At 44.0% G+C, this 12,613-nt stretch carries 15 protein-coding genes; 6 read left to right on the top strand and 9 right to left on the bottom strand.

Annotated elements, in window-relative coordinates:
- Nucleotides 1–27: 27 nt before the first annotated feature.
- The gene (bamC, locus tag ITG09_12170; protein UPR51448.1) at nt 28–1,074 is read left to right on the top strand and encodes an outer membrane protein assembly factor BamC; all 1,047 of its coding nucleotides are present in this window, start codon (nt 28–30) and stop codon (nt 1,072–1,074) included.
- 146 nt (nt 1,075–1,220) lie between these two features.
- On the opposite strand, the gene ITG09_12165 is transcribed toward bamC, so the two are convergent.
- From ITG09_12165 to ITG09_12150, 4 genes are all read right to left on the bottom strand, one after another.
- Nucleotides 1,221–1,430 (bottom strand): DUF2897 family protein, encoded by a 210-nt coding sequence (locus tag ITG09_12165; GenBank protein UPR51447.1) that lies wholly within the window; start codon nt 1,428–1,430, stop codon nt 1,221–1,223.
- Between the two features lie 8 nt (nt 1,431–1,438).
- On the bottom strand, nt 1,439–2,113 hold the full coding sequence (locus ITG09_12160) for a M15 family metallopeptidase (protein ID UPR51446.1): 675 nt from the start codon (nt 2,111–2,113) through the stop codon (nt 1,439–1,441).
- 46 nt (nt 2,114–2,159) lie between these two features.
- Nucleotides 2,160–3,296 (bottom strand): succinyl-diaminopimelate desuccinylase, encoded by a 1,137-nt coding sequence (gene dapE / locus ITG09_12155; protein ID UPR51445.1) that lies wholly within the window; start codon nt 3,294–3,296, stop codon nt 2,160–2,162.
- Between the two features lie 111 nt (nt 3,297–3,407).
- Nucleotides 3,408–3,755 (bottom strand): ArsC family reductase, encoded by a 348-nt coding sequence (locus tag ITG09_12150; GenBank protein UPR51444.1) that lies wholly within the window; start codon nt 3,753–3,755, stop codon nt 3,408–3,410.
- 205 nt (nt 3,756–3,960) lie between these two features.
- On the opposite strand from ITG09_12150, the gene ITG09_12145 reads away from it, so the two are divergent.
- Nucleotides 3,961–4,248: a helix-turn-helix domain-containing protein gene (locus ITG09_12145; GenBank protein ID UPR51443.1), complete on the top strand. Its 288-nt coding sequence runs from the start codon at nt 3,961–3,963 to the stop codon at nt 4,246–4,248.
- Nucleotides 4,249–4,340: 92 nt separating this feature from the next.
- On the opposite strand, the gene ITG09_12140 is transcribed toward ITG09_12145, so the two are convergent.
- Nucleotides 4,341–4,673: a DUF4156 domain-containing protein gene (locus ITG09_12140; protein UPR51442.1), complete on the bottom strand. Its 333-nt coding sequence runs from the start codon at nt 4,671–4,673 to the stop codon at nt 4,341–4,343.
- A gap of 12 nt (nt 4,674–4,685) precedes the next feature.
- On the bottom strand, nt 4,686–5,030 hold the full coding sequence (locus tag ITG09_12135) for a DUF2956 domain-containing protein (protein ID UPR51441.1): 345 nt from the start codon (nt 5,028–5,030) through the stop codon (nt 4,686–4,688).
- 109 nt (nt 5,031–5,139) lie between these two features.
- Between ITG09_12135 and ITG09_12130 the strand changes: the two genes are divergently transcribed.
- From ITG09_12130 to ITG09_12115, 4 genes are all read left to right on the top strand, one after another.
- The gene (locus tag ITG09_12130; protein ID UPR51440.1) at nt 5,140–5,601 is read left to right on the top strand and encodes a DUF2919 domain-containing protein; all 462 of its coding nucleotides are present in this window, start codon (nt 5,140–5,142) and stop codon (nt 5,599–5,601) included.
- 65 nt (nt 5,602–5,666) lie between these two features.
- Nucleotides 5,667–6,590, top strand: coding sequence for a Dyp-type peroxidase (locus tag ITG09_12125; protein ID UPR51439.1), 924 nt, complete (start codon nt 5,667–5,669; stop codon nt 6,588–6,590).
- Nucleotides 6,591–6,712: 122 nt separating this feature from the next.
- A complete protein-coding gene (locus ITG09_12120; GenBank protein UPR51438.1) occupies nt 6,713–7,846 on the top strand; it encodes a flagellin in 1,134 nt (377 codons plus the stop codon).
- Nucleotides 7,847–8,142: 296 nt separating this feature from the next.
- Nucleotides 8,143–9,276: a flagellin gene (locus tag ITG09_12115; GenBank protein ID UPR51437.1), complete on the top strand. Its 1,134-nt coding sequence runs from the start codon at nt 8,143–8,145 to the stop codon at nt 9,274–9,276.
- Nucleotides 9,277–9,849: 573 nt separating this feature from the next.
- Here ITG09_12115 and crr read toward each other — a convergent pair.
- The 3 genes from crr to ITG09_12100 form a co-directional block, all read right to left on the bottom strand.
- Nucleotides 9,850–10,359 carry a PTS glucose transporter subunit IIA gene (gene crr, locus ITG09_12110; GenBank protein UPR51436.1) on the bottom strand — a complete coding sequence of 170 codons (510 nt, stop codon included), beginning with the start codon at nt 10,357–10,359 and terminating at the stop codon, nt 9,850–9,852.
- Nucleotides 10,360–10,465: 106 nt separating this feature from the next.
- Nucleotides 10,466–12,190 (bottom strand): phosphoenolpyruvate-protein phosphotransferase PtsI, encoded by a 1,725-nt coding sequence (gene ptsI, locus ITG09_12105; GenBank protein ID UPR51435.1) that lies wholly within the window; start codon nt 12,188–12,190, stop codon nt 10,466–10,468.
- A 137-nt stretch (nt 12,191–12,327) separates the two neighbouring features.
- Nucleotides 12,328–12,585 (bottom strand): HPr family phosphocarrier protein, encoded by a 258-nt coding sequence (locus tag ITG09_12100; protein ID UPR51434.1) that lies wholly within the window; start codon nt 12,583–12,585, stop codon nt 12,328–12,330.
- Nucleotides 12,586–12,613 lie beyond the last annotated feature (28 nt).

Genomic DNA, 12,613 nt, shown 5'->3' with positions numbered 1-12,613 from the left:
GCGAACCTTCGGCATTTAGGAGTATAAATGAAGTATTCTCACCAGCTAGTGATTGGGTCACTGGCTGTTTTCGTTCTTACAGCATGTTCTGGTAGCCCGACTCAACGTCGCCAAGCCAAAGATGATTTCGAATACTTAGAAACACCTGAGTTTTCACAATGGCAGTTGCCTGAAGATGCTCAGCCTCAGTTCTACCCAAACTTTGACATCCCAAGCGGTGAATTCAGTGGTGGTACAGGTCGTGAAGTGGATATTCGTCCACCTCAACAAGTGCTTGAATTGATCCCAGGAGCTCGTGCTGAGCGTCAAAATGGTGAAGTGACACTATGGCTTCTTCGTGCTGAAGAGGCAGATCGTGTATGGCAAACGGCTGTAGACATGCTGGCTCAGCGTGGTATTGGCATTCGTGAGCAATCAGAGAATGAGATTGAGACCGACTGGGTAACTTGGGTTTCTGAAGATGAAGACGTAGAGATTGGCAGCCGCTACTCTATCTCTCGTTTCCAAGCGAATAACCGTCATGGCTTCAAGATTAATCTGATTGATTGGCGTGAAGGTACTGAAGAGAAACCGGTAACGGCAACCAATAAAGAGCGTTACAACGCGTTTCTGACCAATCTAGTCATGGCTAAGTACGATGAAAACCTTCGTGCTGAAGCGGCGCTGAAAGCGCAAGAGTTGGTGAAGCGTATTCCAATTTCAATGGGTTCTGACCGCAGTGGCTTCCCTGTGATTATTGCTCGTACACCATACAATGTATTCTGGCAACGTCTGCCAAGCTTGTTGCCTGCTATGGGTTTTGAGCTTGAAGAGCGTAACCAGTCTCAAGGTACAGTGAAAGCTAAGTACGCCGCGCCAGATGATGAATTCTGGCAAGAAATTGGCCTACAGCCTATCGACTTAGCGCCAGGCACTTACAACTTCCTATTTGGTGACCTTGGCAACCGTACGTCGATCAACGTAACGGATGCATCAGGTAAACCAGTAGAAGAAGAGTTGCTTAAGTCAATGGTTCCGGTACTCGCGCATATCGCAGACCAGACCAAAGATGACAAAGAAGCGAAAGCTGAGTAGTTGCACTTAAGCCGTTTCAGAGCTGAGTAAAATCAGCTCTGTGATTAGCTAAAGCCAATAAAAAAGAGGACACAATGTGTCCTTTTTTTTGTATCCGTTTTCAGTAGCCTGTAGATCAATCAGGCTAGTGGACCAAAGTAAAAAGGCTAAACATCTTTATTGTCTTTGGACTCTTCTTTTTCAGCTTTCTCTTGATTCTGCTTATCCAATCGATTGAGCTTATCTAAGTCTCGTTCTGTTTTGTTACGACCTGTCAGATCCATATTGGCGGTCTGTTTGAGAGCTGCGATGTTACCCACCACAACGCTAACTACGATGATGATGATAACCCAAGGGTTTGTAAGCCACTCCAACATAAGCGCTCCTAATGACTGATATTCGCCACGAAGCGCGCATAGATCTCGTCTAGCTGCTCCATAATTATCTCATACCCTAATATTGACTTAGATTGGAGTTGCTTGCCAAGTAAAGTGGGAGATAACTGTGATAAACACAACTGTGAAACTTTACGATGGCTAATATGCCAAGGTTCTATCGCCACACCGCCGAGGTCTTGGCTGTAAGGAAAGAAGAACCCATATTGAGATGCATTGGCAACAAGCCATTGGTAAAACGCTTGCTGGTGGCCTGTAAGGTATTCCCAAGGTTCTAATTGCAGCAGCATGCCTTCAGGTAAGTGGTTACGAGCAAAGACATCGAAGTCACAACCCCAGTGGTGACGGCTCGCACCGGGAAGCGCGGACCATCTCAGGATAGCTGATAACTTTTGATGCTCAGTGAGTGTAGATACATCAAGAGGTTGGCTTTCTGAATCTAATATTGGTGCTTCACCAGAAAACTTACGGTTCCAAATCAGAGACTGCCTTTCATAGTCGCGAAAGCCACTGGCAATCTCCATTTTAAAACCAGCGAGTTGAGCAGCTTCAATCAAATTGTTCAGATCATCTTTGACATCACTGTGAACCAAGAATGTCTTGGTGCCAATCAGGTTAGGCTCTAGGTGAGAATCTGATTGTCCGGTTAGCTGCTCTGGTGTCATAACGTGTCTCTCAATAATTAGATGCTATGAATCGCTGATTAAAGAACTATTTAGCGAACAGGTTCACCAATGTTCTTTCGTACATGTCAGTTAGCTTTTCTAAATCAGCCACTTTCACGCATTCGTTAACCTTGTGAATCGTCGCGTTCACAGGGCCTAGTTCAACCACTTGCCCTTTCATGCGAGCAATAAAGCGACCATCTGATGTACCACCGGTGGTAAGCAATGCAGGCTTAACATCATTTACATGACCTACTGCATCGACAATAGCATCAAGTAATGAGCCTGCATCTGTTAAGAACGGGTCGCCATTGAATGTCCATTTCAGATCGTATTCGAAGTCGTACTTATCGAGCGTTGTTGTGATTCGTTCAACGATGATGTCGTTGCTTAACTCGGTGCTAAAACGCAGGTTAAACTGAACATTAAACTCACCAGGAATCACGTTGGAAGCCCCCGTACCTGCGCTTACATTTGGGATTTGGAAACTGGTTGGTGGGAAGTAATCATTACCTTTGTCCCACTCAGTCGTTGCCAACTCGTTGATTGCAAGCAGAGAGCTGTGTACCGGGTTGTTCGCAAGGTGAGGGTAGGCAACATGACCTTGTGTACCTTTAACCGTTAGATCGCCTGTGATAGAGCCACGACGGCCGTTTTTCACAACATCACCTACGAATTCAGTGCTTGATGGTTCGCCAACAATACACATGTCGATGTTCTCACCGCGTGCCATCAGTGTCTCAACAACACGTACGGTACCGTTGATAAACGGGCCTTCTTCATCCGATGTGATAAGGAAGCCGATTGAACCTGTGTGATCAGGATGCTTAGCGATGAATTGTTCTACGGCAACGATCATTGAAGCCAGAGAACCTTTCATGTCCGCTGCACCGCGACCGTGTAGGAAGCCGTCTACGATAGTCGGTTCGAATGGCTTAGTGTTCCATTGTTCGATTGGGCCTGCAGGTACAACATCAGTGTGGCCAGCAAAGGCAAACAGAGGAGCTTCGGTACCACGACGAGCCCAAAAGTTTGTCGTATCTTCAAATACCATTACTTCGATTTCAAAACCGAGCGCTTTTAAGCGATTAATCATCAGCTCTTGGCAGCCTGCATCTTCAGGGGTTACCGATTGGCGGCTAATGAGGTCTTTTGCCAGAGCCAAAGTTGGGCTATCTGTCATCCTTGAATTCCTTGTTTAAATAAAACGTCTAGTCATTAATTTCAGGCGTTGAATAGGGGCAGTTCAACGTCTTGTTATCTGTTCTAATTTGCTTATTACGAAAATTGCTGATTACGCAAAAATAGCAGCGTATTGGTCAGCTTTGAAGCCAACATGAAGCTTGCCATCGGCTTTCAAGATAGGGCGCTTAATCATTGCTGGTTGTTCAACAAGCAGCGCGACGGCTTTTTCTTCCGTCAATGTGTCTTTCTGCTCTTGAGAAAGTTGGCGATAAGTCGTACCACGTTTGTTTAGCACAAGTTCCCAACCTAGCTCAGAGCAAAAGCTTGTTACTAGCTCTTCTGTGATACCTTGTTTGCGATAATCGTGAAATTCGAACTCGATACCTTCAGCTTCGAGCCATTTCTTTGCTTTTTTGATGGTGTCGCAGTTTGGAATGCCAAACATGGTGATAGTCATTATTCTTCCTTTGAGTGATTTTATTTCATTGTTATGAGTTGAATCCTATCAGGAAGCGGCAACTCAGACAAAATAGAGTGATGAATATTTCATAGAGTGAAAAAAAAGCGTAAGAAAATGTCACTATTGGAGACTTATTGATCAGCCTCAACATGTTGTCAGCGAAAAAAGAAATAATTGAGCTGCACATATATAGGAGGTGTCAATGGAGTTGAGTCCTGTTTTTGCAAGGCGGCTATATTTAGCATTGTTAGTGGAAAGCCTTGATAGGCCAAATGTGCCTAAACTCATCGAAAAAACGGGGTGGCCTCGTCGTACTATTCAAGATGTACTCAAGGCGTTACCGGGGATCGGTATCGAACTTATGTTTGTTCAAGATGGGCGACGTCATAATGATGGCTATTACCAGTTATCCGACTGGGGGCCATTTGACAGTCAATGGGTTATCCAGCGTAAAGGCGATATAGCAACAAGCCTTGGATTTAGTGCATAAGCCAGCGAAAGCTGGCTTTCTTTTTTTGTAGTAGAAGTCGTCGGGTAGTATGACGCTCATTTGAGTGGTGAGCGACCTCATTACGTTTCGATTTACTTACACAGATAGGCAGTTCCCAGCATAGTCACAGATGTGGAAAAATCTTGGGGAAGTGTGAATATCACGGTATCTGCGCCTAGCTCAATCGTATTCGACTTGAGTTCATTCATGGCGCCTTGAATCAATGTGTCATTGGGAAAGAATAGGTAGCTGTACCAATGGCCTTCACTGCCCGTGACTTCCCCTTTATACTCGCATTGTTCGATATTAATCATACCGTGGAAATCCATTTGTACTTTGTCCGCTTCATTGTGAGGAGCTGATGTCGGTGTCGTGCAACCTAGCAATGCACCACTCATGGTCAAAGCGACTAATTCCTTTTTCATTCGTTTACCCTGCTATTTCATCAAATAAATCGCGAAACCTACCCAGCTTGCGATCAATAGTAACCACGGCAATTTACTGGCGTGATTTGATGTTGTTTCAACACTCGCGTCTACATTGTTCTCTTCGTCTAGATTAGCTTGTTGAGTCTGCTTCTCTTTCTGTACGCGTTTTTTTGCTTTATCAGCTTGGCGACTGCGTTCTTTTTGCTGTTTCTTGTAAAGTGCGATGCCTTTCTCGATACCTTGAGCAATCAACTTGGTTTGCTCTTTGGTTTGAGCTGGCTTTTGAGTCGCTTTGGCTATCTTCAGTGCTTCTTGTTGAGATTCAACAGACGGCGTATTAGTTTTCTTTTTCATACTGAGTTCGATAATTAAAACGGATTGGCTACTAAGATAACGCAAAGCTAGTTAAGTATGAATGATTTGCGTTAAAGTGTTGGTTTTAAAATAAGTGAAAGTGAGATTTGTGCGGCACTCCATAGAACAATACGATAAGCACGGCTTTTTAAAAGCCCCAATCCTTTTATGGTTAGGTTGGCTGTATCTGGCGAAAGCTTTGGTTGTTTTCATTGTCGCAGGAGCAAGCCGAGAGTCGGGCACGGATATCCTCGAAATTATCTATCCAGACCATCAAATGTTTTATGTTGGAATTGCATTGAGCGTTCCTAGCTTGCTACTGATGTGGTTATTTGGGCTAAGATCTCCAGATAGAAAGCGCCTTAACAAAGTCGTGTCATGGGGACGCGGGGTGACCATGATGGCTATCTTGGCACAGAGCTCTCATACCCTTTATTTAATCTATTTGGATAACGGATGGTTTCGTTGGTCGAATGGGGTAACTTTATTGTTACTCCTGTGGTTAGCTCTTTATCTAACCAATAGTCATACCGCTAAAGATTGCTTTAAAGCGGTCGAGCTAGAAGACTGATTCTCATCAAAACATTTGTCCCGTTCACAATTATACTTAGAAGCTAAAAATGAAAGGATTAATCTATGCTTAACATCTCAAATGAGCAGTCTCAAATTCAAAGTGCTATCTTGCCAGAAGCTGGGCCTTTCGCTCTTTACGTTCAACTAAAAGTGAATGCTAACGCTGCTGACGTATTAGCAGAAATTCAAAAGATTCCTGCGCTAATCGAAGAGCTAAATCAAGCTCAGCCTGATGCGAACTTAACGGCATCGGTTGCGTTCTCAAAAGCTTTTTGGGATAAGTTCGAGCAAGCAGCTCCGTCGGACCTCATTGATTTCCCTGCGCTTGGTGAAGGTGATGTCACTGCACCGAGCACATTGTCTGATGTTCTGATTCACTGTCATTCAAATCGACACGATCTGCACTTCTTCATCCTACGTAAATTGCTATCTGAAGTAGCTGCAGACGTTGAAGTAGTTGATGAAACCTACGGTTACCGCTTCCTAGATTCACGTGACATGACCGATTTCGTTGATGGCACCGAAAACCCGAAAGACGCACAGCGCGCTGAAGTGGCGATTGTACCTGAAGGTGAATTTGCTGGCGGTAGTTATGTGATGGTGCAACGTTTTGTGCATAACCTACCTGCTTGGAACCGATTGAATGTATCGGCACAAGAGAAAGTTGTTGGTCGTACTAAGCCCGATTCAATTGAGCTAGACGATGTTCCTGCGGCGTCTCACGTTGGTCGTGTGGATATTAAAGAAGAAGGCAAGGGTCTTAAAATCGTTCGTCACAGCCTGCCTTACGGAACAGCAACAGGCGATCATGGCTTACTGTTCATTGCTTACTGTAACGTTCGCCATAACTTTGATGCGATGTTAGAGAGCATGTACGGCGTAACCGATGGCAAAACAGATCAACTGCTTCGCTTTACTAAAGCGGTGACAGGCGCTTACTACTTTGCTCCTTCAACTGACATGTTGAGTGCATTAACGGTTAAGTAAATCGTCTCAAAATAGAATAAACAAAGGGAGCCTCAGGGCTCCTTTTTTATTAAAGCTTTAGATAGATTGGTCGATATAAGAGCAATCGTGAGTTTTATTCATCTTTTTGTAAGTGAAGGTCTATGGCTATAACTGTTAATACAAATGTCTCAGCGCTGGTGGCTCAGAGGAATCTGTCGAATGCCAACAACATGCTGAACCAATCTTTGGAGCGCTTAGCTTCAGGAAGTCGTATTAATAGTGCAAAAGACGATGCGGCTGGCTTACAAATTTCAAATCGACTAGAAGCGCAGATGAGCGGTATTGATGTCGCGGTTCGAAACGCCAACGACGGAATCTCCATTATGCAGACTGCAGAAGGGGCGATGAACGAAACCACCAATATCATGCAACGCATGCGAGATTTGTCACTGCAAGCGAGTAATGGTTCGAATAGCCAGTCGGAAAGGACGGCGATTCAAGAAGAAGTCACCGCCTTAAATGATGAGCTGAATCGAATTGCCGAAACCACTTCATTCGGTGGTAAAAAGCTCCTTAATGGCAGTTTTGGGCACTCATCTTTTCAAATCGGTGGCAGTTCTGGTGAAGCGGTGCAGATAGGTTTGAAAAACATGCGTACTGATGACATCAACATGGGCGGCTTTAGCTACGTTGCTAATGGCATGGCCAGTGATTCATGGGAAGTGAAATCCAATCAAAATGATATGACGATGTCGTTTACCGATCGTTTTGGTCAGCCTCAAGAGATCACCATTAATGCGAAGGCGGGCGATGACATCGAAGAGCTGGCGACTTACATCAATGGTCAAACGGATCTCGTATCTGCTTCCGTCAACGATGACGGTCAGCTTCAGATTTATATGTCTGGTGAAGATACGGCAGGCACTATCTCTTTCTCAGGTTCGTTAGCCAGTGAGCTTTCGATGTCAGCGGGTTATTACGAATCAGTCGATGACATCAATGTGACCGATGTGGGTGGTGCGCAGCGCGCTGTTTCTATTTTAGATACAGCAATGAAGTACGTGGATAGTCATCGCTCTGAATTAGGGGCAATGCAAAACCGCTTTGATCATGCGATTAATAATCTCGAAAATGTTCATGAGAACTTGGCGACATCAAACAGCAGAATCAAAGATACCGATTACGCCAAAGAAACCACTCAAATGCTTAAGCAACAAATTTTGCAGCAGGTGAGCACCACAATACTGGCTCAAGCAAAGCAGGCGCCGAACCTTGCCTTAACCTTATTGGGCTAATAAATTACCTCAAATCTTATAAAGGTATTTCAGCTAAATCAGTTCATTTGGTTAATTAAAATACTAATTGTCGCTCGACCGACTTCTCGGCAACTTTAGCGATTTTCTTATCTTTTTTTGATAATTTTACTGCCAGTCACGCTTTCTTCCCCTTTATCGTTATTTCTTTAATTTTGTTGTTTTTTTCCTAAAGGTTTCGCCAATCACGCCGTTATTAAAAGTAACTTAGAGATAACTACTTGGTTTTCCGAGACGTCGGAAACCGCTATACCGGAAAATCAATTGGAGAAGTCACCATGGCAGTGAATGTAAATACAAACGTATCAGCGATGACAGCGCAACGTTACCTAAACAATGCAAACAGCGCACAACAAACATCAATGGAGCGTCTAGCTTCAGGTTCTAAAATCAACAGCGCGAAAGATGACGCTGCGGGCCTACAAATCTCAAATCGTTTGAACGTTCAGAGCCGTGGTCTTGATGTTGCTGTACGTAACGCGAATGACGGTATCTCTATTGCACAAACTGCTGAAGGTGCAATGAACGAGACAACGAACATCCTGCAACGTATGCGTGATTTGTCTCTACAATCTTCAAACGGCTCAAACTCAAAATCTGAGCGTGTAGCGATTCAAGAAGAAGTAACTGCACTGAACGACGAGCTAAACCGTATCGCGGAAACGACGTCTTTTGGTGGCAACAAGCTACTTAACGGTACTCACGGTACTAAGTCATTCCAAATCGGTGCGGACAACGGTGAAGCGGTAATGCTTCAACTGAAAGACATGCGCTCTGATAACGCTCAGATGGGTGGTAAGAGCTACCAAACTGAGAACGCGAAAGACAAAGACTGGAACGTTCAAGCTGGCGCAAACGACCTAAAAATGTCGTTCACTGATAACTTCGGCCAAGCACAAGAAATCGATGTGTCTGCGAAAGCGGGTGACGACATCGAAGAGCTAGCAACGTACATCAACGGTCAACAAGATTCTGTTAAAGCGTCTGTAACTGAAGACGGTAAGCTACAAATGTTTACTGGTAACAACAAAGTTGAAGGCGAAGTGGCATTCTCTGGCAGCCTTGCTGGCGAACTAGGCATGCAACCTGGTAAAGATGTAACAGTTGATACTATCGACGTAACATCAGTTGGCGGCGCACAAGAGTCTGTAGCTGTAATCGATGCGGCACTTAAGTACGTAGACAGCCACCGTGCTGAGCTAGGTGCGTTCCAAAACCGTTTCGACCACGCTATCAGCAACTTAGACAACATTAACGAGAACGTTAACGCATCTAAGAGCCGTATTAAAGATACCGATTTCGCGAAAGAAACGACTCAGATGACTAAGTCTCAGATCCTTTCTCAAGCTTCAAGCTCGATTCTTGCTCAAGCGAAGCAAGCACCGAACTCGGCACTTAGCCTACTAGGTTAATCGATTGAAAGGCCACGTTGACTATAAGCGTTGTTGAGAAAAAGCGTTAACGTTAGGCTTCCACAAATTAGCTCGTGGTGAGAGATGAGCGCTAAACAGACCCAGCTTCGGCTGGGTTTTTTATTGCCTGTGATTTGGCAAAGGTGCTTTCGGACAAGTGTAATGTTGGTTAAGAGAAGAAAAAGCGAGATTCCCTATCACGTTCGTTCCTCACTGTAGGGAATGACGACTATAGAGTGGTATTGAGCTTTTGCTTACCTGAATCTAAGCCTTTAGTCGTCATCTCAGAATCGAGTAGAACGAGGTATCAGAGATCTGCTGCTTGTTAAAAGCCTCAAGTATAATTTGATGTATGGACGAAATGCATTGAATAGCGCTTAACAGCGTTTAGTCAAAACCTAGTTGGATAGTAGGGTGCAAACGGTCAGTGTGGTTGTGATTCTTTAAGGGATCTTGGAGAAGAGTATCGGTGTGATAGTCAGTAATGCTATCTGAGGTATTGGAAAAAAATAGCAGGCACAAAAAACGCCACCCTTAGGCAGCGTTTTTATTAAAGCAGTTAAGTAATCGAAATTACTTAGTTACTTTAAGAACTGGAGTTTCGCCAACAGTTACAGAACCAGAAAGCTTGTTCAGCTCTTTGATTTCGTCCATGTTAGAGATAACAACTGGAGTAAGCGTAGATTTCGCTTTCTCTTCTAGAAGCGCTAGGTCGAAAGTGATGATAGTGTCACCAGCTTTAACAGATTGACCTTCTTCAGCTACACGAGTGAAGCCTTCGCCTTTAAGTTCAACAGTATCGATACCGAAGTGAACGAAAAGCTCAACACCGTCGTCAGACTCGATAGAGAATGCGTGGTTAGTTTCGAAAATCTTACCGATAGTACCGTTAACTGGAGCAACCATTTTGTCGCCAGCTGGTTTGATCGCGATGCCGTCACCAACGATTTTTTCAGCGAAAACAACATCTGGCACATCTTCAATATTTACGATTTCGCCAGATAGAGGTGCGATGATTTCGATTGCACCAGCGTCAGCGCTGTCGTCAGATACTAGCTTTTTCAGTTTGTCAAACAGACCCATTGTGTCATGCTCCTAACGTTTAGTTTTATTCTGTAGAATATACTATACCAATCTAACAAATTAGACGACTATTTTTAGCCGTCTAACTTTATTAAGCTCTTGGTGATTACTGAGTTTTCTCAGCGATGAACTTTTCTACGCAAGCTTCAATTTCTGCAGCTGTAGGTAGAGATAGTGCTTCGTCAGCCATAGCTTTAACTTCTGCGAAGTTAGAGTTACGGATTACTTTCTTAACTTTAGGGATAGAGATACCGCTCATAGAGAACTCATCTAGACCCATACCAAGAAGAAGTAGAGTTGCACGCTCATCGCCTGCTAGCTCGCCACACATACCTGTCCATTTGCCTTCTTTATGAGAAGCATCGATTACTTGCTTGATTACAAGAAGAACCGCTGGAGATAGTGGGTTGTAAAGGTGAGAAATCATCTCGTTACCACGGTCAACTGCAAGAGTGTATTGCGTTAGATCGTTAGTACCGATAGAGAAGAAAGCCACTTCTTTAGCAAGGTGGTGTGCGATTGCAGCTGCTGCTGGAGTCTCAACCATTACGCCAATTTCGATGTCTTCATCGAATGCGTGACCTTCAGCGCGAAGTTCAACTTTGTACTCTTCGATTGCTTTTTTCAGTTCACGGATCTCTTCAATAGAAATGATCATTGGGAACATGATACGTAGCTTACCGTGTGCAGATGCACGAAGAATGCCGCGTAGTTGGTCACGTAAGATTTCACGACGATCCAAGCTGATACGTACTGCACGCCAGCCTAGGAACGGGTTCATCTCTTCTGGAAGATCCATGTATGGTAGATCTTTATCGCCACCGATATCCATTGTACGGATAATCACTGACTCACCGTGCATTGCTTCAGCTACTTCTTTGTAAGCAACGTATTGCTCTTCTTCAGTAGGAAGTGCAGTACGGTCCATGAATAGGAATTCAGTACGGTACAGACCAACACCTTCGCCACCGTTGCGCAGGATACCGTCACAGTCTTTAACTGTACCGATGTTGCCGCAAACTTCTACTTGATGGTTATCAAGCGTGATAGCAGGTAGGTCTTTAAGTTTTGCTAGTTCAGCCGCTTCTGCTTCAAAATCAGATTTGATTTTCTTAGCTTCTGCTAATTCAGCGTCAGAAGGGTTGATGATGATCTTGTTGTTCATCGCGTCTAGCACAAGCATGTCGCCGTTCTTAACTTGCTTAGTGATATCGTTAGTACCAACGATAGCTGGAAGCTCAAGTGAACGTGCCATGATTGAAGTATGAGATGTACGACCGCCGATGTCACAAGCGAAACCAAGAACGTAGTCTAGGTTGATTTGTGCAGTTTCAGATGGCGTTAGGTCGTAAGCAACTAGGATAACTTGTTCATTGATATCTGCTAGAGATACAATGTTGATGCCTAGTGCATTTTTAACGAAGCGAGTACCGATATCACGGATATCAGTCGCACGTTCTTTTAGGTACTCATCATCAAGTGACTCAAGTGCAACAGCTTGCTCTTCGATCACTGTGTAGATCGCGTTGTCTGCGTGCATTTTGTCTTTCTTGATGAGTGCTAAAATCTCTTCTTCTAGCTCTTCATCTTCAAGCAGCATGATATGGCCTTCAAAGATTGCTTCTTTTTCTTCGCCAAAAGTTTCAAGTGCTTTTTGCTTTACAACTTCAAGTTGTTGAGAAGATTTGTTACGAGCGTCAAAAAAACGCTGAACTTCTGCTTCAACTTGATCGTCTGAGATAGATTGAGTGTTTAGGACAATTTCATCTTCTTGAAGTAGTAGTGCTTTACCGAAAGCAATACCAGGAGATGCTAGGATGCCTGAAATCATAGCCTTACCTTAGTTGTTCAACTGTAAACGGGAGAATGTGTGACTTTAAGTCGTCGACTAAATGTCGCGCTTATCGCTATCTATTTCGAACAAAGCCACTTTGCTGTGCAAAATGGCTTTGAAAGAAGGAGACCGTATTAGTGTAGTTGATCCATAAGAGCAACTAGGTGGTCTACAGCTTGCTGAGCTTGAGGGCCTTCAGCTGAAATAGTAACGTTAGTACCTTTTACTAGGCCTAAAGTTTGTAGCTTGAACAGGCTTTTCGCGCTAGCGCTTTTGCCGTTAGAAGTCACTGTGATGTCAGCATCGAAAGATTTTGCTTCTTTAACGAACTGTGCAGCTGGACGTGTGTGAAGGCCGTTTTCTGCTGTGATTTCTACTTGCTTCTCGTACATTTTATATACCCCAATTAATTTATTTTTT

The organism is Vibrio cyclitrophicus, from assembly GCA_023206055.1.
Taxonomy (GTDB): domain Bacteria; phylum Pseudomonadota; class Gammaproteobacteria; order Enterobacterales; family Vibrionaceae; genus Vibrio; species Vibrio cyclitrophicus_A.
This window is presented reverse-complemented; position numbering and strand designations above follow the sequence as displayed.